Raw genomic sequence first — 23,177 nt, 5'->3', positions numbered from 1 at the left:
TCAAGTATTTTTATTGATTATTTTTTAAAACAAACAAGTTGTTCCATTTATATACCATTTTCAGGCAAGAAAATTTTGTTATCAATAGTCAGATTGTTCTCAGTAGCTAAAATTAACCAATTCTGACTGTGAATTTTATCTTTAAGTGATGGCATGTCTTTTGTGGCAGCAAGAATTAACAAAGTATCAGCCCCTAAGGCTCCGCAGCCTTTTATTGCTAAAACTTCCGGATATAATTTTATAGATTGAATGAGGGTCATGCTATGCCGGCTTACCAAATTTAAGTCAGTAAGCTTTTGATGATACTGATTAATACTTTGGATTAATTCATGGCTATTAACAGAATCAAAAGCCGCTCTCGCATTGTCAACCAGAGAAGCCAGTTGGTCTATTTGAGAGGGTAGGGTGGCTTCTTTAAGATGATGGTGAGTTGCCAGTTTGGAACCGGTATGAGTTATCAGGAAAGACAGGTCTTTGAATGGCCAAGAGAGGGATTCAACATGGTTTTTTTGTTTGTTTATGTAAACGCAACCTTGCTGCGATTGAGCAATGACATCATAACCACTGGGTTTTAAACCGGAACCTGACCAGGATGATTGATAATAGGCTTCGAGCATATGATTTAATTGGGGTTTGATCTCTTGTAATGAGCAGGTCGCTAAATAACAAGCCAAAAATTGTGCGCTGGATGCTCCCAGCCCACCTCGACCTTGATATGGATCATGCCAGGATAGACCAAGTGTATGACATTGATTTTTTTGCCACCATAATCCGGCCGGTGATTCTGGATGGATTCCTTCTAATTTTGGATTTTCTGTTATTGTAAGAGTAAAACAGGGCGTAGTCGTTAAGACGATTGCCGGGGCGCCTGCGATTGCAGCATATTCTCCTAGTAAAAATGTTTTAGCGGGAATTTGCCATTTCATACTGCAACAGGCGCTTGTCGGATTTCTGCTAATAAGTCAAAAGCATTGTTCAAGCTGACTCGTTTGTTTAAATTAAGCCATTCTTGCAATTTTTCCTTGAGTACAGGCATTTCATTTTCATTGGCGCCTGCGACTAATAGCAAATTATCAATATGTAATTTCATATGACCTTGAATAATACCATCAGTGCATAGAGCTTTCAGTGCCCCAAGGTTTTGAACAAGCCCCACCGCGGCAATCACTTGAGAAAGTTGATTGGCTGAGGTGATGTCCATCATTCTTAAACACATTTTTGCAGCTGGGTGAAGAGAAGTTACTCCTCCAACGGTACCCACTATAATAGGAGCAGTTAACTCTCCTGTAAGCACTTCGTGTTGATAACGCCAACGAGTAATTGCTTTATATTGTCCTGAACGTGCCGCGTAGGCGTGTATTCCGGCTTCTACAGCCCTCCAGTCATTACCAGTGGCAATTAAAACAGGGTCGATTCCGTTCATAACTCCTTTATTGTGCGTAGCCGCTCGATAGGGGTCAATTTCCGCGAAGAGCGAGGCTTCTTGCAATTTCTGACCAAGTACCGGATCAATATTACGTATGACGACTTGAGCAGTTGTTAATTTTTGATCGTTTAAGTTAGATAAAATACACATGGTGACTTCTTCACCAGTTATCTGCTCTATAGGAGGTTTTAAATATTCAAGTACTTGATTGATGATGTTCGCACCCATGGCATCACAGCTGTTCATCGTCAGATGAATCACCGCCATATCTTTCCCATCTTCTCTGTTTAAACGACGTACTTGCAAATCAGTGACACCGCCACCTCGTTTGACCATATTGGCAGCAACATCCTTATTGGCTATTTCTATAAGATATTGACGATTTTCATTGAAAAGATTAGAAAAGTTTTGAAAATCTTTCACTTTTGCCAGCTGAATTTGTCCAAGAATACATTCTCCATGAACCCAAGTCTTGATTTCACCATGTTGTCTGATCCATTTTGCTGATTTGGAGAGGGCCGCAATAATGGAAGTTTCCTCTACTGCCAAGGGTATAACATAATCACGTCCGTCAATATTGAAATTAGTAGCCACACCCAAAGGAAGTTGAAAATATCCAATGACATTTTCAATTAACTTATCAGCGAGATTCAAGTCTTTAATACCGCCTTGTTTTAGAAACGCAATGTCCTCATGAGTCAGGGCGCCTAAAGTAAGTAATCTCTGAAAGCGTTCTTCACGTGTTAATTTTGAGAATCCGCGAAATAATTCACCGGCATTAGCAGCTATGGACATGCCTTCTCCTTTAAATCACCAAGACTTAGGCTGCCTGTACAGAACATAGCAGTTTTTAATTCGTATTCAATTGTATTCATTTTGTTAAATATTTGCTCTGTAGAATCCAAAGCGGCTTCAAGCATAGGTTTGGCAAAGCCAACAGTGGTGGCACCTAATGCAAAGAGTTTTGCAGCATCCAGACCATTTCTTACACCACCTGAACCCCAAATTTCGAAAGAAGGGTTAATGTTGACAGCATTACAAATACTTTGCAAAGTATCAATTCCCCAATTACGGAAGGTCTCTGCTGTCCTATATCTGATTAGATCATTGACTGCCCTGTGTCCTTCAATACGTCCCCAATGTGTTCCACCCACACCACTGACATCAACAGCAGCAACCCCTATATTATTCAATCGGATTAAAGTGTTTTTTGAAAAGCCGCAACCTGTTTCTTTTACGATAATTGGAGATGGTATACATTGGACTAATTTTTCCAAAGCTGTCCAACATCCTTGAAAATCAGTTGTTCCTTCAGGTTGAATGCATTCTTGTAATGGATTGCAATGTATAATTAATGCCTCGGCATGCAACACATCAATTAAGCGCTGAATTTCGGAAATTGGTGTATCAATTAGCTGAGCAATGCCTAAATTGCTGAATAAACTCACTATTGGGAAATCGCGGCGCAGTGGTTCCCATTCAAATGCGGCTTGTTTGTCTATTAACTCTCTTCGCTGTGAGCCGACGCCCATAGCCCATTTTGTCTGTGAGCAGGCTTCCATTAGTCGATGATTGATCTGTGAAGCATTAGCATGGCCTGCAGTCATTGAACTGATAATGAATGGTTTTTCAACTGATTTTTTAAATCGGCTGCTTTGTATCGAAATATCTTTAAAATTAAGATCAGGCAATGCTTCATGAATCAAAGAAAAATGATCAAAGGGATTTAATTCACTGGATTGATTTGCTGGCATTAAGGCTAGTTCGATATGATCGCGCTTACGTTGTTCAAATTGACTGTATTCGTTTTGCATGCCTGAATTTACTTTTGAAAAATAGGGACAATGTTAGCATAAAATCATTGAATAGACTATTGGGTCTAATTGAGATAAATCTATTCATGTTGCCGTTTTATATCTGTATAACTGAAGGAAAACAAGAGAAAAAGAAAAATGCATTTTTAATTAATATTTGTTTCGAAGCAGTTATTACAACGAGAACTCGACACAAGAACATTATTCTATACTCTTATGCCGAGCTACATTGGTTTCAAGCCCATCATCAAAGGCTGTTATAATGCTTGCTTAGCGATATCACAGTATGTAAGCTGCGTATACTACAACCAGACATTATCATTACCAGCGATAATAGTAATATGGGCGGTAATATGGTCTGTAATAATATGGTCTATAACCCCAACGATAATAATAGGGTCTGTAATAATAACGAGGGCCCCAATATCTATAACGTACCCAGTAAGCCAATTGAGTTGGGTTGGCTTTATTAATTACTGGATTGATGTCTCTGCTGACTGCTTTTGCATTTGCAGGAGTGACCAAAATTAAAGCCAGGATCAGAAGGGTAAAAGCAATTGTCAGTTTCAGTAAAGAGGTCCCTTTAAAGATAAAACTTTCCATTTTTTACTCCTTAAAGCATGTTCTATTTAAGTATAGACCACGAGAAGTTTTTTTTGATTAAATTATGAACAAATTATCCTTGGAAATAAATATAAAAAAGATTGGGATTTCAAACGTATTATTGGATTTAATGATTGAAAAAATGTCCAAGTCTTTTAGCAGCGGCCCGTTCTTCAAGACTTTCAATCTTATTGCGCTCCATTGATGCTTTGAATAATCGTTGTGGCTCAAGATGATATTCCATATCGCGAATAATATGTTCAGGTTTAAGCAGGGTATCAGGTAATTGATAATTTAATTGATTCTTTTTCTGGAGTTGTTGATAAAGAGAGTGACTTAGCGCCAATCCATGTTGCAACGCTTGATAAAAACGAGATATGGGGCCTTGTAAAGCGGCAATGTGATCATAAATTATTCCTGGTTGAGGAGCTCCTCCAATGTTTTCAAGGACTAGCTTTAATTCATCGAGTTTTGCCAAAAATACTTTTTGTTTATTCATGACATTAACCAGGGTATCTAGTGGTCTGAATTGTTTCACATGTTGAAGAGATTTCTTTCTGTCCAGGGAGTCTTTAAGTTGTTTTTGAGCAATGACTCGTAATAATGAATCAACCAAATGATTAAGCATCGCTAAAATTTGTTTTAATTCTTCTGTCCCCAAAGCGTATGCCAAGCGTTCTATATTGAATTCGAAAGAATGCTTGGCTTCGACTCCTAATAATTGAAGCAGATATTGTTGTAACTTACCTAGCTGACCTAAAACACTTTGTGTATCTAGTCTATATTGCAATACCAGAACAAGCGATTTAAGTGAATCCAATTCATCCAAGGGAAATTCTTCTAACAATTCTTTTTCTTGTTGTAGAGATTCCAAAAGTTGGTTGGATTGGGTTAGCTCTTCTTCTGCCTGTTTTATGAGGTTAGATTGGATTTCAATTAACTTTTCATTCATGAAGATAACCTAGCTATAAAAGAGCACTGTTTATATTATTATGATAACATGAATCACAAGTTTTTGCGGTCTTATGGTATTTTGTATTATTCTAAGAAAATTAAATAAAAATAATAACTATGGAACAGACTGACGCACAAATTATTTTCGAGAAAAAGGATACATCATTCCAGTGTTCTGGTTCCTGGTCTGTTTTGTCCCTTGATGGATTGCCTAAAAAATTTAGTGACAGTCAATTGCCCGATTCTCAACAAATAACCATAAATGGCGAAAAAATCAGTGCTTTTGATAGTGCTGGAGCTTTGGCTTTAAAGAAATGCATTGATGAATTAAAAAAAAGAAAGAATCAAGTTGAGTTGATCAATTTTTCGGATAATCAGAAACAAATGCTGGAATTGATTGAGTCAAAACAAGAGATTCTTTCTTATCAATTACCCGTTGTTGCAAAAGAAGGTGTTCTTTATCAAATTGGAAAAGAATCAGAAAATAAACTGCATCAGGTTGATGGTCTGATTATTTTGATTGGGGACTTAAGCACAAGAATATTTGAAGCTTTTACCTTTTGGAGACGGTTTCATCTGCCCAGCATTGTATCTGTTATTGATTCCGCAGGGTTAAAAGCCTTGCCAATAATTGGTCTGCTCTCTTTTTTAATAGGAGTGGTTTTAGCGTATCAAATGGGCTTGCAACTAGAAACTTATGGTGCCAATATTTTTATTGCTTATTTATCTGGTATGGCTATCTTTCGGGAATTTGGCCCTTTAATCACAGCTATTATTGTTGCGGGGCGAACCAGTTCATCATTTACTGCCCAAATTGGCAGTATGAAAATCAATGAAGAAGTTGATGCCATATTAACTATGGGGCTTTCTCCAACTGAATTATTAGTTTTACCGAAAGTACTGGGTTTATTGATAGTATTTCCCTTATTAATTTTTTGGTCGGATGTTTTTAGTATTTTAGGGGCCATGTTAATGTCCAAAAATATGTTAAGCATTGGTTTCGAGGATTTTTTAACTCGTTTGAGGGACTCTGTTGGACTGACCCAACTGATGCTGGGTTTATATAAGGCTCCTGCATTTTCAATATTAATTGCTTTAGTGGGATGCTTCCAGGGATTTAAGGTAGCGGCTAGTGCCGACAGCATAGGAAGTCAAACAACTAAAAGTGTTGTACAAGCATTGTTTTTAATTATTATCGCTGACGCGATTTTCTCTGTAGCCTATAGTTGGATGGGTTTGTAAATGAGTGAGCCAGTCATTGAAATCAAAGGGATGAAAAATTGTCTTGGCGGTCAATGGGTGCACACTGATGTTAATCTCACTGTAGAAAGAGGAGAAATTCTGGCTATTATTGGAGGCTCCGGAAGTGGTAAAACAACTATATTACGTAGTTTGTTGATGTTATTGAAACCTTCAGCTGGTAGTATTAAAGTATTCGGTGAAGATATTTATAATCTTGATCCAGAGCAAGCTTTTAGACTTAGACGACGGTGGGGGATGCTATTTCAGCATAGCGCTTTGTTTTCGGCTATGAGTGTTCTGGAGAATGTGATGTTTCCAATGCGGGAATTCACTAATTTAGATGATGATTTTATGCAAGAGCTCGCTCTTTTAAAAGTAACCTTGGTTGGTTTGCCTAAAGAAGCTGCTGTGAAGTATCCCTCTGAGTTAAGTGGTGGAATGCAGCGAAGAGCGGCTGCAGCAAGAGCAATAGCGATGGACCCGGAATTACTCTTTCTGGATGAACCGACAACAGGTTTGGATCCCAGAGGAGCCAGACTTTTTGATGAATTGGTGGTTTTTTTAAGAGATGCATTAAATTTGACAATAGTCATGGTTAGTCATGATATAGAATCATTGAAAAGAACCACTGATCGTGTTGCTTTTATAGGCGATGGGAAAATCCTTAGTGTTGAACCCATTAAAGAATTAATGAAAAATAAAAACCCGCGTATTGCTGAATATTTTAGCAAGTTGTAAGAATGCTATAACAGAGGGGACAATTTACTTGGAATCAAAAACCAACTATACCATAGTAGGTCTCGTTGTGCTTATTCTAACAGCTGGCCTATTGTCTGCAGGTTTGTGGCTTTCTGTTGGATTTAATCAGAAAGAGTATACTTCTTATACAGTGTATCTTAAGGAATCCGTTTCGGGACTCAGTCCGGAATCGCCTGTTAAATATAATGGTGTGCAGGTTGGTTATGTAAAGGAAATCAAACTGAATAAAAATGATCCGAGACAAGTCGAGTTATTATTAAATATCGAGAAGAGTACACCAATAACTACAAGTACTTCAGCGACCTTAATTACGCAAGGTATCACTGGAGTCACTTATGTCGGATTATCTGCCGGGTCATCGGACTTAACCCCTTTACGAAAAATGCCAGGTGAACCCTATCCAGTCATCCCTTCCAAACCATCTCTTTTGAATCAATTGGATGCTGTTTTAAAAGAAGTCGCTGAAAATGTTGGTGCAGTGAGTGAAAAAGCCCAACTTATTTTTAATGAAGAAAATGCTAACAATGTAAAAAAATCATTAGCTAATATAGAGCGAATTACAAAAATAGTCGCTGATAATGGTCAATCAATTGACAATTCATTAGAAAATCTGGATGTGTTTTTGGCTAAGATGGCTAAAGTAAGTAAACAATTTCCTCAGGTTATGAAAGATTTAAAAAAAGGTATTTCAAAATTTGAATCTTTAGCGGACAATATGAGCGCTGCGGGTAAGAATGTTTCCAAGACGATGATTGCGGGAAAAAATACCATCGATCAAATCTCACAACAAGCCATACCTCCAGCAGTGATCTTATTGCGACGATTGAATGCCATTTCAGCAAACCTTGAAAAGGTTAGTAATGACATGAGGCAAAATCCTTCAGTGATTGTTCGAGGCACGAAAGCGCCTAAACCTGGGCCAGGGGAATAAAATTATGAGAGTTCTCAATAGTGTTTGTTTTATAGTAGGAATATTAACACTTATGAGTTGTTCACCTGTTAAAGTCCCAGTTACTAATGAATATCAATTAACAGCATACAGTACCAAGCAATTTGTTAAGAAGCCTGGATCCATTACAATACAGGTTACAGTACCTGAAGCCGTGGCCGGGTACCAAACAGAAGAAATGCTTTACATGAAAAAACCTTTTAAACTGGAGCCTTTTGTAAAAAATGCATGGGCGTCACCTCCTGCTGATATGCTTTTTCCTTTATTAGTACAAAGCCTGCAACGTTCTGGCTATTTTTATGCAGTAACATCAAGTGCATATAGTGAAGAAGCGGATTATCGATTGGATACCCAATTATTAAGTCTGAAACAAAACTTTATCAAAAAACCCAGTGTCCTTGAGTTTTCAGCAAAAATAGTATTAACCCATATTGATGATAACCAGATTATGGCCTCACGAATTATTAGCTTACAAATACCATGCTCACAAGATACTCCCTATGGTGGAGTTATTGCAGCAAACCAAGCTGCTTTTCAATTTACAGCAACAGTAACAGACTTTGTTATATCGCATATAAAACGTGATTAGGAATAGCCAAGAAATAAAAAGAATTGTACAATGGCACTCCATGATTATCATGTGTGATTTCTAAAATAATAAAAAGATTTTAAGGAGATTGAGGAATGAAAGCCGGATCGTTTTATAAATTGGGACTGCTTATAGCAAGCATTGTATTAGTTGCTGCTTGTTCCAAAACACCAGGTAGTGCTGATGGTGCCGCGGTAGGTGATGGTGATGCTACTGCTCAAGGTTTAGGTCAAATGACTCGTTTTGCTGGACAAGAACCAGGGGAGTCTTACACAACTCAGGCCCCTCATAATCAATTATATTTGTTTTCATATGATGATAGTACACTAGCATCAAAATATTTGCCTTCAGTCAATGCTCAAGCTGAATATCTGAAGACTCATCCGGGTGCTAGAGTAATGATAGCTGGACATACCGATGAACGTGGAAGTCGTGAATATAACGTAGCCTTGGGTGAGCGACGTGCGAATACTGTAGCTGATATTCTGCGTATGGCTGGTGTTAGCAGACAACAAATTCGTGTAGTTAGCTATGGTAAAGAACGCCCTGCTAATTATGGACATGATGAAGCGTCTCATGCACAAAATCGACGCGTAGAATTTATTTATGAGGCAACAAGATGATTAATTGCAAAAAATCCATTATCACCGCATGTTTTGTATTGATGTTTCCCTTCAGTGTAGGCGCGGAAGCACCAGTAGTAGATGATAGTGAAAATTTTGCAATGATTGATAGACAAGAGGAGTTTGAAGCTCCTCTTGTCAATCCTAAATATGATGAACCTCAAATTGAGAATGCCGAGGTGGATGGCCTTCAAGACAATTATTCAACGGACACTTCTCAGCCATACGATGAGCCTGCACTCGTTAAGGGAGATCAAAACAATATACGTGACAATGCCAAGTTAATTGATAAAATTCAGGAGCTCCAAAAGGAGATACAAGAGTTACGCGGTCAGCTTGAAGTACAGGCGCACGATTTAAAATTATTACAGCAACAACAAGTTGCTTTCTACAAGGATCTGGATTCTCGATTATCTAATTCGTCAGCAAAATCTATTCAAAGTGATAAACCTGCAACTGATATTTCATTAGGCTCTAATCCCCCGGCAGCATTAAATGCCACTTCTCCTCAAATTAAAGTGGGGCAGTCTAATAGTAAACCTCAAGCTGTTGTTGCTGTTTCACGGGCTAATCCAGCTGATGAACAAATTAGCTACCTGGCCGCTTATGAATTAGTTAAAAATAAACACTATGATGAAGCGATTAAGTCTATGCAAATTTTTGTACAAAAATATCCCAAAGGAGGATACACAGCCAATGCAGAATATTGGTTAGGGGAATTGTACCTTGTCAAAAAAGACTATCCAAAGGCCATAGAACATTTTGAAGTAGTTATACAGCAATATCCTTCTTCCAGTAAAGCTGCCGCCAGCCTGTTGAAATCAGGGTATGCCTATGCTGAAAAAGGAGATAAACAAGAAGCCAGGAAACGTTTTCAACAAGTAGTTAAAACATATCCTGATACACCAACAGCGCAATTAGCCAGCTCTAAATTAGAAGCAATAAATGCTTTATGAAACGGTTTGATGAAGAAGTAAGAATTACGGAGATATTTCATTCATTACAAGGAGAATCAGTAACAGTAGGTTTACCTACTGTATTCGTACGCCTCACAGGTTGTCCATTACGCTGCCAATATTGTGATACAGCCTATGCTTTTTCAGGCGGTGAAATCACCGAAATAGATAATATTTTAAATAAGGTTGCTTCCTATCAATGCCAACATGTATGTGTTACGGGAGGCGAACCACTTGCTCAGCCTGGCTGCATTTCTTTATTAAGCAAACTTTGCAATTTAGGTTACTTTGTATCTTTAGAGACAAGTGGTGCCAGGGATATCGCCCAAGTAGACCAACGGGTTATGATCGTAATGGATCTGAAAACACCAGACTCCAGGGAAGCCGATAAAAATTTACTATCTAATTTGGATTTTTTAAAACCTACTGATCAGATTAAATTTGTATTATGTAGTCGAAATGATTATGAATGGGCATGCAGCATATTGAAAGAATATCAATTAGCCCAACGAGTACAACTCTTGTTTTCTCCGAGTTGGAATCAACTGAATCCTACAGATCTTGCAAATTGGATAATACAGGATAAATTACCAGTTCGTTTTCAGCTACAATTACATAAGATTTTATGGAATGATGCACCTGGTCATTGATCTCAAGGAGAATAACTATGCATTGGTTTGCTCAAGCACCAGCTAATATTGCTTTGATCAAATATATGGGTAAAAAGGATGAGGATTCAAATCTGCCTGATAATTCTTCCTTATCCTTCACGTTAAATAATTTATTAAGTTCTGTGAAGCTGGAAAAGCTACCTGCTAAAAAGGATATTTGGGAACCTCTGAGTATTCCAGGAGCTGCTGAATTTACTCTGTCAGTCGATGCGCAAAAGCGATTTATTGACCATTTAGTCAGATTAAAAGAGTACTTTGGTTATATTGGTGGTTTTTTAATTCAATCCAGTAATAACTTTCCGCATAGTAGTGGTTTGGCAAGTTCAGCATCCAGTTTTGCTGCTTTAACAAAATGCGCATCGATTGCTTTAAGCGAACTAACCCAGAAACCTTTACCATCTATTGATGAGCAAGCACAATTAAGTCGATTAGGCTCCGGTTCCTCCTGCCGTTCTTTCTATACTCCATGGGCGTTATGGAAAGGAGATAAAGTTTCAGCCATCGATTTACCATATAAGGGCTTATTACACCAGGTCATAGTAATAAGCGGTCAGGAGAAAGAAATACCTTCCAGAGAGGCACATAAATTAGTTAAAACAAGCCCTCTTTATGAAAAGCGAAGTCAAAGGGCAGAAGAAAATTTAAAATTATTACTTAGTGCTTTTGAATCTCAAGATTGGGCCAGCATTTATCAAATTTGTTGGAGAGAATTTCTGGATATGCATCAATTATTTAAAACGTGTGAAAAACCATTTTCCTATATTACAAGTAATACTTTGAGCATACTGAATGTTATTGAGAGATTTTGGAATGAAAAAGGGGATGGTCCTGTTGTTACTATGGATGCAGGCCCTAATGTTCATCTACTTTATCGATCTGATCAAGAAGATCTTGCACGCCGATTCAAGTCAGATTACCTGGTAGGGAATTATGATGTTTTATGATTTTGAAACCACTACTTATGGTAAATGGATTTTAGCTGGTGAGCATGCTGTTGTAAGAGGTCATGAGGCTTTAGTATTCCCTATTAAGGAAAGACAACTAACTTTAAATTATAATTCTTCTTCATCTTCCTTGAGTGCGGAATTTGCAGGCCATAACGGTTCTGACATGCATTTATTGTTTTGGAGTGTATTAGAACGCGGTATGCACTTGTTGGGACGTTCGTTGAATGAACTGGGCGGGCATTTTCACTTGGAAACCAATATTCCTGTTGGAGTCGGTATGGGTGCTTCCGCAGCGCTTTGTGTTGCCATGAGTCGGTGGTATTGCTCACAGGAAATGATAGAGGATAGTCAATGTAGCGAGTTTGCCAAACAATTAGAGCATCTGTTTCATGGTAAAAGTAGTGGTCTGGATATAGCAGGAGTGGCATCTGATACCGGAGTGTATTTTAAATCCGGATTTTATACGCCTTTAAAACAAACCATTAACCCTTATTGGTATTTATCTTCATGCAACCAAATTGGTATTACCTCTCATTGTATACAACAAGTGCAAAATTTATGGGATAAAAATTCGGTGCTTGCCCATCAAATAGATCTGCAAATGGTGGAGGCTGTCCAAGAAGCAAAAACTGCACTGGAGGAAGGGGAGAGTAATGCTTTAGAGCGCTTGGCAAAGGCAATCAATAAAGCAGCCGATTGTTTTTTACAATGGGGATTAGTTAGTGAAAGTTTACAACAGCATATGAATCATTTGTTTGATGATGGAGCCATCGCTGTTAAACCTACCGGATCAGGAGGTGGAGGATTTGTATTAAGTCTTTGGGAGAAACAACCGCCGCAATATTTGGATTTAATTGCTGCATAATAGAGTAGCCATTTAACCCTTTCTTCTGAGATCTTGTCTGCAAATTCGCTAAAAATGAGACAAAAGCCCAGTATCTATTCACTACAATTTCAAAATCCTGGCTTTTCGGTGAACTATGCCGAATAGTTAATTTTTAAGTTCTGTCTTATCTTCATACTCTTCCTTGTCTCCCTGTTCTTGTAAATCTGTGTTTGCAAAAAAGTTGTAATTATTAGGCTGCGATTTTTTATTTTTAACTGTATTCAAGCTACCTAATGCGGGAATAAACTCATGAATGATTTTAAGAGATTCCGGATTGCCTTCTGCATAATTCAACACCGTATAACCCAGTATGGTTTTAACCTTAACAGCAGCCAATCTATCTTGTTCAGGAATAAGCTCAAGAATGGCTTTAAGGTATTTCGGGTGTTTTGCTGCTTTATGTAACACCGTATAACCATATATATTTTCTACCTTAACTGCATCTAATTTATCTTGTTCAGGAAGAAGCTCAAGGATGGCTTTAAGAGATTCCGGGTTATCTGCTGCCTTATGTAACACCGTATTACCAGAATAATCTTGAACCTTAACAGCATCCAATCTATTTCTTTCAGGAATAAGCCCAAGAATGGTTTTAAGGGATTCCTGGTTGTCTGTTGCATCATGCAAAATCGTATTACCGTATTTATTTTGAACCTTAACGGCATTCAATCTATCTTGTTCAGGAATAAGCTCAAAAATGGTTTTAAGGGATTCCGGGTTTCTTGCTGCTTTATGCAACACCATATTACCCAGTATATTTTTAACTCTAACCGCCTCCAATCTATCTTTTGCAGGAAGAAGCTCAAGAATGGCTTTAAGAGATTCCGGCTTGTCTGTTGCATTATCCAACACCATCTTAATTGCATCCAATCTATCTTGTTCAGGAATAAGCTCAAGAATGACTTTAAGGGATTCCGGTTTACCTACTGCATAATCCAAAACCGTATAACCATAATTATCTTTAATCTTAACGGCATCCAATCTATCTTGTTCAGGGTAGAGCTCAAGAATGGTTTTTATAGATCCCATACTGCCTGCTGCAGCATGCAGCACAGTCATACCAAGATGATCTTTAACCTTAACCGCATTCAATCTATCTTGTTCAGGGTAGAGTTCAAGAATGGTTTTAAGGGATTTTGGGTCACCTGCTACCTTATGCAATACCATATACTGAAGCTTAATCGCGTCCAATCTATCTTGTGCGGGATAGAGATCAAGAATGATTTTAAGTGATTCCAGTTTATCTAATGCATAATACAACACAGTATCACCATGTGCATCTTTAACCTTAATCGCATCCAATCTATCTTGTTCAGGGTAGAGCCCGAGAATGGTTTTTAGAGATTCCGGGTTGTGTGCTGCAAAATGCAACACCGTACCATAGTTATAACCTTTAACTTTAACGGCATCCAATCTATCTTGTGCAGGAATAAACCCAAGAATGGTTTTAAGAGATTCCGGGTGCTTTGCTGCAAAATGCAACACAGTATCACCATATTTATCTTGAAACTTAACTGCCTCCAATCTATCTTGTTTGGGAATAAGCTCAAGAATGGTTTTAAGGGATTCCGGGTTTCTTGCTACAGTATGCAACATGGTATTGCCATATTTATCTTTAGCCTGAACGGCACCCAATCTCTGCTTTTCAGGTATGGATTCGAGTGCTTTGGTCATATACAAGGCATTATTGGTAAGCACTGCCCAAAACAAAACATTGCCATTAGGGTTGAGTTTCTTGTAATAACTGATGACTGCGGAAGCCAGCGCATTCACTTGCTCAGCCGTTAACCATTTTTGTTTGATTAACTCGGCCAAATCGGCTAACGCATTATCGGGTTCCGTGAGATAGATATTGTTTAATAATTCCCCGTATAAGGTGGGTGGGAAATTCATAATCAGCCCTATCAATTCAGACGAGTTTTTGGGCGTAATGCCTTGAATGGCTTTTTTAATGAGTCCTTCGGGCAATTTACGGTAGCCAGTATCCTCTTGCAGAGGGGGAATTTGTTTGTATTTTTTTTCCAATTGCCTCAGGCTTTCTTTAGTCATGAGAGCGGGTTGATTAAATAGAGCCGTGTTTTGATTGGCCTCTACGACGGAGCGTAAATGCATGGCTGCTGTCTCAACACAAGTCCCTTTTTTTAGCTCATTATCGATGATTCTGCCTAAACTGCCATGATTGCCTTGAGCGTTTCTTAAAAGGTCTTGTACCCCGGAAGGCAGGCTTTCCATAAAAGAATAAAACATTTTAATTGCTTCTTCAGCAGTTTCGCTCGCATAAGTACTGCCTGTCATCCTCTCCCCGCCCAAGGTCAATCCTTTGATTAACAGCTCCACGGCTTCCTTAGGGGTCGTCCCTTGATTCTTAAAAAGAGCGATGCCATCTTTTAAGGTTCTTAGCGCCTGGTTATGTTCATATAATGCATCGGTAAGCCCGGGATAATCTTTCTTTAAGTAGTCGTATAATTTGACCTGACTGCGTAGCGGGAAATTTTGTATATCCCGAACATCAAAAATCATCTCACCGCTTATAACATAATTAGATAGATCAGATAGAAGCGGTTCTTTTTTTAATTTCGATGTATTTTCCTTTAAATCCAAAATCGGCTCTATGCCTTCCAGTTTCGCTTTTTTTAATGTGACTGAGATGTCTTGTGAAAGCGATACTTGAAATTGTTTTTTTACACGCGGCGCCAGGATAGCCAGCATGTCGGCCATGCTTTGGGGTTTAAAAACAAGTTCTGCTATTTCCCAATAAAGTTGATTGGTTGCAGTAGACGATATTTGGCTAAAGCCAATGGCATCGACGGTATCCTTTTCTCTTTGAGCACATCGTTCTTTAAACCGGGTTGTGAATGTGTCGGGGTTTTCAAGAAACTCTGATAAATACGCTATCTCTTGCTTTAACTCCAATTGCAGCACACGCTGCTTCACACTGGCATAATCATGGGGATCTGAAGACTGGGTGTGTATTAATTGCCTCTTCTCTTCTAATAATTTTTTAATAGCATCGATATTGAGAAAAGACATTTTGAGTCCCAGTTAGAATAATAAAAAAGCGATCATACATTATAGTTGACAATAAATCAACAATCTGAACATAAATTGGACTTGTAATTACCTCAAATTACCTGTTACCGAAGGAGAAGGACGGACATGGGCTAACAAGCGAGGCAGTTATCCCTTCTCATTGAGATCCAGGATACCTGATTATGACTATTGACATATTTAAAATGCGTCGTAGTGATTGAAATTATTCTTAAGTTCTTCCTCATCCTTTTTTTGTGAATTTGCGTTTGCAAAAAAGCTGTGATTATTAATAGCATTCGGTTTTTTATTTTTAACTGCATTCAAACCTAGTGCAGGAATAAATTGATAGATGACTTTAATAGATTCCGGGTTGTCTGTTGCATAATCCAACATTGTATAACCCAGTAAAGTTTTAACCTTGACTGCGGCCAATCTATCTTGTTTAGGAATAAGCCCTAGAATGGTTTTAAGGGATTCCGGATGGTTTGCTGCATTATGCAACACCGTATAGCCCAGTATGGTTTGCGCTTTTACCACATCCAATCTCTCTTGTTCAGGAATAAGCTCAAGAATGGTTTTAAGGGATTTCGGGTTGCCTGTTGCATTATGCAACATCGTATAACCCAGTATCGTTTGCACCTTAACCGCAGCCAATATGACTTGTTCAGAAATAAGCTCAAGAATGATTTTAAAGGATTCAGGCTTTGCTGTATTATGCCACACCGTATTTTCCAGTATAGTTTTAACCTTAACGGCATCCAATTTATCTTGTTCAGGAATAAGCTCAAGAATGGCTTTAAGGGATTCCGGGTTGTTTGCTGCATAATGCAGCACCGTGTTCCCCAGTATATTTTTAACTCTAACCGCATCCAATCTGTCTTTTGCAGGAATAAGCTCAAGAATGGCTTTAAGGGGTTCCGGTTTATCTGCTGCCTCATGCAACACCGTATTACCATATTTACTTTTAACTTTAACCACATTCAATCGATCTTGTTCAGGGTAGAGCTCAAGAATGGTTTTAAGGGACTCCGGTTTTCTTGCTGTATAATGCAACACCATATCACCATCTTTATCTTGAGTCTTAACCGCATTCAATCTATTTTTTTCAGGGTAGAGCTCAAGAATGGTTTTAAGGGACTCCGGGTTTCTTGCTGCATAATGCAACACTGTAATACCATATTGATTTTGCACTTTAACCGCATTCAATCGATCTTGTTCACGGTAGAGCCCAAGAATGGTTTTAAGAGATTCTGGATTATCTGCTGCCTCATGCAACACCGTATTACCGTATTTATTTTCCATCTTAACGGCATTCAACCTATTGTTTACAGGAAGAAGCTCAAGAATGGTTTTTAGGGATTCCAGGTTGCCAGCTGCTTTATGCAACACTGTATTACCATCATTATTCTCCATTTTAAGGGCATCCAATCTATCTTGTTCAGGAATAAGCCCAAGAATGGTTTTGAGGGATTCCGGTCTGTTTGCAAAATAATGCAACACCGTCTTACCCTCTTCATTTTTAACCTTAACGGCATTCAATCTATTTTGTTCAGGAATAAGCTCAAAAATGGCTTTAAGGGATTCCAGGTTTTTTGTTGCATCATGCAACACCCTATTACCAGGTGCATTTTTAACCTTAACGGCATTCAATCTATCTTGCTCGGGAATAAGCGCAAGAATGGTTTTAAGGGATTCCGGGTTGTTTACTGCATAATGCAACATCGTATAACCATCTTTATCTTGAGTCTTAACCGCATTCAACCTATCTTGTTCAGGGTAGAGATCAAGAATGGTTTTAATGGATTCCGGGTGGTTTGCTGCACAATGCAACATTGTAGCACCATATTTATTTTTAACTTTAACGGCCTCCAATCTATCTTTTGCAGGAATAAGCCCAAAAATAGTTTTAAGAGATTCCGGGTTGCCTGCTGCAGTATGCAACACCATATTACCATCATTATTTTTAATCTTAACGGCATCCAACCTATCTTGTTCAGGAATATATTTAAGAATGGTTTCAAGAGACTTCGGTTTGCCTGCTGCATAATGCAACGCCGTATTACCATATATATTTTCCACCTTAATGGCATCCAATTTATCTTGTTCAGGAATAAGCTCAAAAATGGCTTTAAGGGATTCCGGGTTGTCTGCTGCAGTATGCAACACCGTATTACCATCATTATTTTTAACCTTAACGGTATCCAATCTATCTTGTGCAGGAATAAGTTCAAGAATGGCTTTAAGGGATTCCGGGTTGTTTGCTGCATTATGCAACACTGTCTTACCGAATACATCTTGAACCTTAACCGCATTCAATCTCTCTTGTTCAGGGTAGATCTCAAGAATGGTTTTGAGGGATTCCGGGTTGGCTGCTGCATCATGCAATACCGTATTACCATCATCATCTTTAGCCTGAAGGGCACCCAATCTCTGCTTTTCAGGTATGGATTCGAGTGCTTTGGTCATATACAAGGCATTATTGGTAAGCACTGCCCAACGCAAAACATTGCCCTTGGGGTTGAGTTTCTTGTAATAACCGATGATCGCAGCGGCCAGTGCATTAATTTGTTCTGCTGTCAGCCATTTTTGTTTGATTAACTCGGCCACATCGGCTAAGGTCTCATCGGGTTTGGTTAGATTGATATTGTTTAATAATTCCCCATATAAGGCGGGTGGGAAATTCATAATCAGACTAATAAGTTCAGACGAATTCTTGGGCACAATCCCTTGAATAGCTTTTTTTATGAGTCCTTCAGGCAACTTGCGGTAGCCCGTATCCTCTTGCAGAGGGGGAATTTGTTTGTATTTTTTTTCTAATTGCCTCAGGCTTTCTTTAGTCATGTGAGCGGGTTGATTAAATAAAGGTGTGTTTTGATTGGCCTCTACGACGGAGCGTAAATGCATGGCTGCTGTCTCAACACAAGCCCCTTTTTTTAGCTCATTATCGATGATGCTGCCTAAACTGCCATGATTGCCTTGAGCGTTTCTTAAATGGTCTTGTGCCCCGGAAGGCAGGCTTTCCATAAAAGAATAAAACATTTTAATTGCTTCTTCAGCAGTTTCGCTCGCATAAGTACTGCCTGTCATCCTCTCCCCGCCCAAGGTCAATCCTTTGATTAACAGTTCCAGGGCTTCCTTAGGGGTCGTCCCTTGATTCTTAAAAAGAGCGATGCCATCTTTTAAGGTTCTTAGCGCCTGGTTATGTTCATACAAGGCATCACCAAGCTCGGGATAGTCTTTCTTTAAGTAGTCATATAATTTGGTCTGACTGCGTAGCGGGAAATTTTGTATATGCCGAACATCAAAAATCATCTTACCGCTTATGACATAATTAGATAGATCAGATAGAAGCGGTTCTTTTTTTAATTTCGATGTATTTTCCTTTAAATCCAAAATCGGCTCTATGCCTTCCAGTTTCGCTTTTTTTAATGTGACTGGGATGTCTTGTGAAAGCGTTACTTGAAATTGTTTTTTTACATGTGGCGCCAGGATGGCCAGCATGCCGGCCATGCTTTGGGGTTTAAAAACAAGTCTCGCTATTTCCCAATAAAGTTGATTGGTTGCAGTAGACGATATTTGATTAAAGCCAATGGCATCGATTGTATCTTTTTCTCTTTGAGCACATCGTTCTTTAAACCGGGTTTGGAATGTGTCCGGGTTTTCAAGAAGCTCGGATAAATACCCTATCTCTTGCTCTAACTCCAATTGCAGCACACGTTGCTTGACGCTAGCATAATCATGAGGTTCTGAAGACTGAGTGTGTACTAATTGTCTCTTTTCTTCTAATAATTTTTTAATAGCATCGATATTGAGAAAAGACATTTTGAGTCCCCGTATAGAATAATAAAAAGCGATTATATATTATTGGCAACAATAAATTAACAAGATGCCCGTAAACTAGACTTGTTCGGAAACTCTATTGCGGTGACGAATTGCTTCGTTGATTCGATGCTCGAATCCTCGCGTACTTGGTGTATACACTCTGGTTCTGCGCATTTCACTCAACGCAGCGAGTTAAAGAATTTGAGATGTAAGACGTTTAAGTCGGTTGGTTGTTCCATACACCAGGTCTCATCAAAAAAATTAGAAGAATGTGTTATTTTTTATTCAGAAAGATAATTTAATTGATAAACTCATTATTTTTCTCACGTAAAAAAGTATCAATCAGGCTAATTATTAATCGACAAATTGGTAATACACTTCCTTGTCTTTAATCATGCCTAATTCATAGCGGGCTTGTTCTTCCAGGGCTTGATCACCACTTTTTAATTCTTTAATGTCTGCATCCAACGCTTTGTTTCTGGCTGCTAACTTATCATTCTCGTTTTTATGAGCTTCCAGTTTTTTTTCGAGTTTAATCCACTGGATAATATTCCCATCACCAAGCCATAGCTTATGTTGTAAGACAACTAAAGCAATAATCAAGATAATGAATATGGGGCGCATAGAATTTTCTATTGAAGAGTGTATCTATTTATATTGTAGTATCTTATTAGAGCGAGGAGCAATATCTGTGAGGTGTATATAGTATTAAATTTTTTGTCGAACTGCTTTTAAATTGTTTTTCCCAGATTAGGGTTTGTTGACAATTACTCTATAGCTACAACGTATCGCGGACAAACCTTGAGGTATCCCCACATTAATTAACTACACAGAGTTCAGGATAATTTACCCCCTAATTTTGGTGGAGTCGTCCCGGAATTTAGCGCATCTTAGTGAGCTTGCGAACTTGGAAGCGTTTCATGTCCGGGATCCATTCGGGCATTGGAGTAGTTCCAAAATGGATCCCGGACATTAAGCACACCTAAGCTCGCCGGCGAGCAAAGGCGTGCTAAATTCCGGGACGACACCGCCAAAATTTGAGATTAAACCGTGGCACGTAGCCACTTTAGCAGGATCACGAAAACCAAATGTCAACAGACCTGGTAACTTGGATTCTTTGATCCTGTGACAACTTCACTTTTAGAGTTTTTTCTAAAGAGCACTGTGAAACTCTTGCATTGATGTACAAATGGTTGGGCTTCACTTTGTGAAGCACCAACCTATAAAAATATAGACAAATCCTGGTTTAGCGTTTTAGTATATTTTTCCCGGCATAAGGTATGGAAGCGGCCTCATTTATCCTTAATAGTTGATTATATTTAGCAGTTCTATCGGTACGGCATAAGGAACCTGTTTTAATTTGACCGCAGCCCGTTGCAACCGCAAGATCAGCGATAAAGGTGTCCTCTGTTTCTCCTGAACGATGCGACATGATGCAACGATATCCGTTTTCGTGAGCAAGTCTGACAGCCTGTCTTGTTTCAGTCAAGGTACCTATTTGGTTAACTTTTATTAATATGGCATTGGCAACTCCCTGAGCAATTCCTTCTTGTAAAATTTTGGGATTGGTTACAAATAAGTCATCTCCGACGAGTTGAATTTTATTCCCTAAAGAAATGGTTAATTGCTTCCATCCAGACCAATCTTTTTCATCCAGGCCATCTTCAATACTGATTATTGGATAGCTGGAAACAAGATTAGAGTAATATTCTATGAGTTGTTGAGAATCAAATTTTTGATTCTCAGAAGCCATATGGTAAAAGCCCTGGTTAAAAAGCTCAGAAGCCGCGACATCCAAGGCAAAAACTATTTCTTCACCTAATTGAAATCCGGCTTTTTCAATCGCTTCACTAAGCAGATCCAAAGCCTGGCGATTTGACTGAATATTAGGTGCAAAGCCACCTTCATCACCAACGGCTGTATTTAGCCCTTGCTTTTTTAAGACAGATTTCAGTACATGAAAAATTTCTGCCCCCCATTGCAAGGCTGTTGGAAAATCATGTGCGCCGATTGGCATGATCATAAATTCTTGAATATCCACATTGTTGTCCGCATGAGCACCACCATTTAAAATATTCATCATCGGAACAGGCATACTCATCATCTCGTTTTGATTAAGTGCTATGTATAATGGTTGGTTAAGAGAGAGAGATCGTGCTCTGGCACAAGCAAGCGACGTAGCCAAAATAGCATTAGCACCAAGATAGGATTTATTTTCTGTATTGTCCAGTTGGCATAAAACACGATCTACATTTTCCTGATCTTCAACAGACTGCCCGTGTAAAGCTTGGTTTATCTCATTATTCACGTGTCCAACCGCTTTTTGCACGCCTTTCCCCGCGTATCGTTTAGGGTCATTGTCTCTGAGTTCACAAGCCTCTCTGCTTCCTGTAGAGGCACCAGAAGGAACACTGGCTCTTCCAGTCATACCGTTTTTTAGAATAACATCTGCTTCAACAGTGGGATTACCTCGAGAATCCAATATTTCACGCGCTTGAATTTTTTGTATATGCATGGTGGTTCCTAATCTTCTTCTTCAATTATTTAATTTAAATACATACTGCATTAAGGTTTACAAGAGCATTAACTAATGGCATCAGAGGTAAACCAAGAATGGTATCCTCGTTTCCTTGCACTTCCTTAAACAACCACTTACCTAAAGCTTCATATTGATAAGCACCACAACTATGGTAAGGTTTATCCGCTTGTAAATAAGCTTCAATTGTTTCTTCCCTTAAGTGATGTAGTGTTAATGTTGCAATGTCATGATGTTGCCAAAGTATTTTGCTCTCTTTAACAATACATAGGCAAGCTATTTGTTGGTGCTGCTTACCACTTAATTCCCGTAAGTGTTCTATCGCTGTTTGATGATTTAATGGTTTGTTAAATACTTTGCTGCCGGCGATGCATAATTGATCTGCTGCAATGATATAATGCTCAGGATAACGCAGACTTACATCTAAGGCTTTAACTTTTGCCAGAGTAATTCCTAATTCAATCAGTTCTTCAGAATTATGAGCTGTTTTGATTTCTTCTTCATTACACTGGGAAGGGATGACCAAAAAATCCAGGCCTAATGATTTCAGCAGTTTATATCTTATGGTAGAGGAGGAAGCCAGAATAATCGGTTTTTGTTGTAAAAATTTAAACATAGATTGCCACCGATGCCATTAGTAAAAAGCCTATGATTACAAAACTGAAATCCATTAAATTACAGCAACGCTCTACCATGACACAGCGTTCAAGCCCGTGCAGGGTACCCAAATAGAGAAAAGTCCCTGCAGATGCTGCAATTAAGACAGGATCAAATAAAGAATCAGTTTCTACGCCATGGCCAAAATACCAACCAAAGTAGATACCTAAAGGGGTCATAAAACTGAACAGGAAAAAAAACACCATGCTTTTATTAGTGCTCATTGAACTTTTATTTAACTGAACTGCTATAGCAAAACTTTCTGCCCACTTATGAGTAATGATCGCTAAAAACAACATAATGATCATGGAGTTGTATTGGGTAAAACCTAAAGCGGCACCAAGCATAAGGGAATGTATAGAAAGCATAGCCCAAGCGAGTATAGCAAAAGCAGGATGCTCGGAACTATGATGATGGTATAATTCCTTCCCTAAATGTTCAAACCATAAAAAAATAAGAAATACCGCTCCGGTAATAATAAATGCGAACGGATAGTTATAACCCATGGTTTTAAAGAGTGCATTCGATTCTGGCAACATATGAAGAAGTGCTGCTCCTAAAAAGACACCAGTTGCCAAGGTTTCGCCTATGGGGAAATCAATGTGTTTATCGTCTTTAATGCGCTTTTTGAATGGGTACCAGCCTGCAATGAGAATAACTATAAATATCGAAACAGCAAAAATAATTTTTAAACTGGTTGCAGACAACATGAA

20 protein-coding genes are annotated in these 23,177 nt (G+C 38.6%); 9 read left to right on the top strand and 11 right to left on the bottom strand.

Features of this window, described 5'->3' with window-relative positions; translation table 11 throughout:
• Window positions 1-47 precede the first annotated feature (47 nt).
• The 5 genes from ACZ5EK_RS10745 to ACZ5EK_RS10725 form a co-directional block, all read right to left on the bottom strand.
• Window positions 48-926 carry a mevalonate kinase family protein gene (locus tag ACZ5EK_RS10745; RefSeq protein WP_464429545.1) on the bottom strand — a complete coding sequence of 293 codons (879 nt, stop codon included), beginning with the start codon at window positions 924-926 and terminating at the stop codon, window positions 48-50.
• Window positions 923-2,221 carry a hydroxymethylglutaryl-CoA reductase, degradative gene (locus ACZ5EK_RS10740; protein ID WP_464429543.1) on the bottom strand — a complete coding sequence of 433 codons (1,299 nt, stop codon included), beginning with the start codon at window positions 2,219-2,221 and terminating at the stop codon, window positions 923-925. The genes ACZ5EK_RS10745 and ACZ5EK_RS10740 overlap by 4 nt, the downstream gene beginning before the upstream one ends.
• Entirely contained in the window at window positions 2,212-3,240 is a 1,029-nt protein-coding gene (gene fni, locus ACZ5EK_RS10735; protein WP_464429542.1) for a type 2 isopentenyl-diphosphate Delta-isomerase, read from the bottom strand. The genes ACZ5EK_RS10740 and fni overlap by 10 nt, the downstream gene beginning before the upstream one ends.
• A 321-nt stretch (window positions 3,241-3,561) precedes the next feature.
• The gene (locus tag ACZ5EK_RS10730; RefSeq protein WP_464424389.1) at window positions 3,562-3,843 is read right to left on the bottom strand and encodes a hypothetical protein; all 282 of its coding nucleotides are present in this window, start codon (window positions 3,841-3,843) and stop codon (window positions 3,562-3,564) included.
• A 127-nt stretch (window positions 3,844-3,970) separates the two neighbouring features.
• Complete coding sequence (locus ACZ5EK_RS10725; protein ID WP_464429541.1) at window positions 3,971-4,795, bottom strand: hypothetical protein; 825 nt, start codon at window positions 4,793-4,795, stop codon at window positions 3,971-3,973.
• A 119-nt stretch (window positions 4,796-4,914) separates the two neighbouring features.
• On the opposite strand from ACZ5EK_RS10725, the gene ACZ5EK_RS10720 reads away from it, so the two are divergent.
• From ACZ5EK_RS10720 to ACZ5EK_RS10680, 9 genes are all read left to right on the top strand, one after another.
• Window positions 4,915-6,039 carry an MlaE family ABC transporter permease gene (locus tag ACZ5EK_RS10720; RefSeq protein ID WP_464429540.1) on the top strand — a complete coding sequence of 375 codons (1,125 nt, stop codon included), beginning with the start codon at window positions 4,915-4,917 and terminating at the stop codon, window positions 6,037-6,039.
• Window positions 6,040-6,777 (top strand): ABC transporter ATP-binding protein, encoded by a 738-nt coding sequence (locus ACZ5EK_RS10715; protein ID WP_464429539.1) that lies wholly within the window; start codon window positions 6,040-6,042, stop codon window positions 6,775-6,777.
• A gap of 28 nt (window positions 6,778-6,805) precedes the next feature.
• Window positions 6,806-7,729, top strand: a complete 924-nt coding sequence (locus tag ACZ5EK_RS10710) for an MlaD family protein (protein ID WP_464429538.1) — start codon at window positions 6,806-6,808, stop codon at window positions 7,727-7,729.
• Window positions 7,730-7,733: 4 nt separating this feature from the next.
• The gene (locus ACZ5EK_RS10705) at window positions 7,734-8,336 is read left to right on the top strand and encodes an ABC-type transport auxiliary lipoprotein family protein (protein WP_464429537.1); all 603 of its coding nucleotides are present in this window, start codon (window positions 7,734-7,736) and stop codon (window positions 8,334-8,336) included.
• Between the two features lie 95 nt (window positions 8,337-8,431).
• The gene (pal, locus tag ACZ5EK_RS10700; RefSeq protein WP_464429536.1) at window positions 8,432-8,959 is read left to right on the top strand and encodes a peptidoglycan-associated lipoprotein Pal; all 528 of its coding nucleotides are present in this window, start codon (window positions 8,432-8,434) and stop codon (window positions 8,957-8,959) included.
• Window positions 8,956-9,915: a tol-pal system protein YbgF gene (gene ybgF, locus ACZ5EK_RS10695; RefSeq protein WP_464429535.1), complete on the top strand. Its 960-nt coding sequence runs from the start codon at window positions 8,956-8,958 to the stop codon at window positions 9,913-9,915. The genes pal and ybgF overlap by 4 nt, the downstream gene beginning before the upstream one ends.
• Window positions 9,912-10,565, top strand: coding sequence for a 7-carboxy-7-deazaguanine synthase QueE (queE, locus tag ACZ5EK_RS10690; protein WP_464429534.1), 654 nt, complete (start codon window positions 9,912-9,914; stop codon window positions 10,563-10,565). The genes ybgF and queE overlap by 4 nt, the downstream gene beginning before the upstream one ends.
• Window positions 10,566-10,582: 17 nt before the next feature.
• Complete coding sequence (locus ACZ5EK_RS10685) at window positions 10,583-11,530, top strand: diphosphomevalonate decarboxylase (protein WP_464429533.1); 948 nt, start codon at window positions 10,583-10,585, stop codon at window positions 11,528-11,530.
• Entirely contained in the window at window positions 11,520-12,398 is an 879-nt protein-coding gene (locus ACZ5EK_RS10680) for a mevalonate kinase family protein (protein ID WP_464432491.1), read from the top strand. The genes ACZ5EK_RS10685 and ACZ5EK_RS10680 overlap by 11 nt, the downstream gene beginning before the upstream one ends.
• 126 nt (window positions 12,399-12,524) lie before the next feature.
• On the opposite strand, the gene ACZ5EK_RS10675 is transcribed toward ACZ5EK_RS10680, so the two are convergent.
• The 6 genes from ACZ5EK_RS10675 to ACZ5EK_RS10650 form a co-directional block, all read right to left on the bottom strand.
• Window positions 12,525-15,449, bottom strand: coding sequence for a hypothetical protein (locus ACZ5EK_RS10675; protein WP_464429532.1), 2,925 nt, complete (start codon window positions 15,447-15,449; stop codon window positions 12,525-12,527).
• A 198-nt stretch (window positions 15,450-15,647) separates the two neighbouring features.
• On the bottom strand, window positions 15,648-19,271 hold the full coding sequence (locus ACZ5EK_RS10670; RefSeq protein WP_464429531.1) for an ankyrin repeat domain-containing protein: 3,624 nt from the start codon (window positions 19,269-19,271) through the stop codon (window positions 15,648-15,650).
• Between the two features lie 354 nt (window positions 19,272-19,625).
• The gene (ftsB, locus tag ACZ5EK_RS10665; RefSeq protein ID WP_464429530.1) at window positions 19,626-19,895 is read right to left on the bottom strand and encodes a cell division protein FtsB; all 270 of its coding nucleotides are present in this window, start codon (window positions 19,893-19,895) and stop codon (window positions 19,626-19,628) included.
• Window positions 19,896-20,517: 622 nt separating this feature from the next.
• Complete coding sequence (gene eno / locus ACZ5EK_RS10660; RefSeq protein WP_464429529.1) at window positions 20,518-21,786, bottom strand: phosphopyruvate hydratase; 1,269 nt, start codon at window positions 21,784-21,786, stop codon at window positions 20,518-20,520.
• A gap of 34 nt (window positions 21,787-21,820) precedes the next feature.
• Complete coding sequence (locus ACZ5EK_RS10655) at window positions 21,821-22,423, bottom strand: Maf family protein (protein WP_464429528.1); 603 nt, start codon at window positions 22,421-22,423, stop codon at window positions 21,821-21,823.
• Window positions 22,416-23,174: a ZIP family metal transporter gene (locus ACZ5EK_RS10650; protein WP_464429526.1), complete on the bottom strand. Its 759-nt coding sequence runs from the start codon at window positions 23,172-23,174 to the stop codon at window positions 22,416-22,418. The genes ACZ5EK_RS10655 and ACZ5EK_RS10650 overlap by 8 nt, the downstream gene beginning before the upstream one ends.
• Window positions 23,175-23,177: the final 3 nt, after the last annotated feature.

It is taken from the genome of Legionella sp. JM-2024 (assembly GCF_055389095.1).
The sequence above is the reverse complement of the archived record's forward strand: the minus strand, read 5'-3'. Positions and strand labels throughout refer to the sequence as shown.

Excerpts from the sequence above, each read along its gene's own strand:
- ACZ5EK_RS10745 (WP_464429545.1), bottom strand. The coding sequence starts at position 926 with ATGAAATGGCAAATTCCCGCTAAAACATTTTTACTAGGAGAATATGCT.
- ACZ5EK_RS10740 (WP_464429543.1), bottom strand. The coding sequence starts at position 2,221 with ATGTCCATAGCTGCTAATGCCGGTGAATTATTTCGCGGATTCTCAAAA.
- fni (WP_464429542.1), bottom strand. The coding sequence starts at position 3,240 with ATGCAAAACGAATACAGTCAATTTGAACAACGTAAGCGCGATCATATC.
- ACZ5EK_RS10730 (WP_464424389.1), bottom strand. The coding sequence starts at position 3,843 with ATGGAAAGTTTTATCTTTAAAGGGACCTCTTTACTGAAACTGACAATT.
- ACZ5EK_RS10725 (WP_464429541.1), bottom strand. The coding sequence starts at position 4,795 with ATGAATGAAAAGTTAATTGAAATCCAATCTAACCTCATAAAACAGGCA.
- ACZ5EK_RS10720 (WP_464429540.1), top strand. The coding sequence starts at position 4,915 with ATGGAACAGACTGACGCACAAATTATTTTCGAGAAAAAGGATACATCA.
- ACZ5EK_RS10715 (WP_464429539.1), top strand. The coding sequence starts at position 6,040 with ATGAGTGAGCCAGTCATTGAAATCAAAGGGATGAAAAATTGTCTTGGC.
- ACZ5EK_RS10705 (WP_464429537.1), top strand. The coding sequence starts at position 7,734 with ATGAGAGTTCTCAATAGTGTTTGTTTTATAGTAGGAATATTAACACTT.
- pal (WP_464429536.1), top strand. The coding sequence starts at position 8,432 with ATGAAAGCCGGATCGTTTTATAAATTGGGACTGCTTATAGCAAGCATT.
- ybgF (WP_464429535.1), top strand. The coding sequence starts at position 8,956 with ATGATTAATTGCAAAAAATCCATTATCACCGCATGTTTTGTATTGATG.
- queE (WP_464429534.1), top strand. The coding sequence starts at position 9,912 with ATGAAACGGTTTGATGAAGAAGTAAGAATTACGGAGATATTTCATTCA.
- ACZ5EK_RS10685 (WP_464429533.1), top strand. The coding sequence starts at position 10,583 with ATGCATTGGTTTGCTCAAGCACCAGCTAATATTGCTTTGATCAAATAT.
- ACZ5EK_RS10680 (WP_464432491.1), top strand. The coding sequence starts at position 11,520 with ATGTTTTATGATTTTGAAACCACTACTTATGGTAAATGGATTTTAGCT.
- ACZ5EK_RS10675 (WP_464429532.1), bottom strand. The coding sequence starts at position 15,449 with ATGTCTTTTCTCAATATCGATGCTATTAAAAAATTATTAGAAGAGAAG.
- ACZ5EK_RS10670 (WP_464429531.1), bottom strand. The coding sequence starts at position 19,271 with ATGTCTTTTCTCAATATCGATGCTATTAAAAAATTATTAGAAGAAAAG.
- ftsB (WP_464429530.1), bottom strand. The coding sequence starts at position 19,895 with ATGCGCCCCATATTCATTATCTTGATTATTGCTTTAGTTGTCTTACAA.
- eno (WP_464429529.1), bottom strand. The coding sequence starts at position 21,786 with ATGCATATACAAAAAATTCAAGCGCGTGAAATATTGGATTCTCGAGGT.
- ACZ5EK_RS10655 (WP_464429528.1), bottom strand. The coding sequence starts at position 22,423 with ATGTTTAAATTTTTACAACAAAAACCGATTATTCTGGCTTCCTCCTCT.
- ACZ5EK_RS10650 (WP_464429526.1), bottom strand. The coding sequence starts at position 23,174 with ATGTTGTCTGCAACCAGTTTAAAAATTATTTTTGCTGTTTCGATATTT.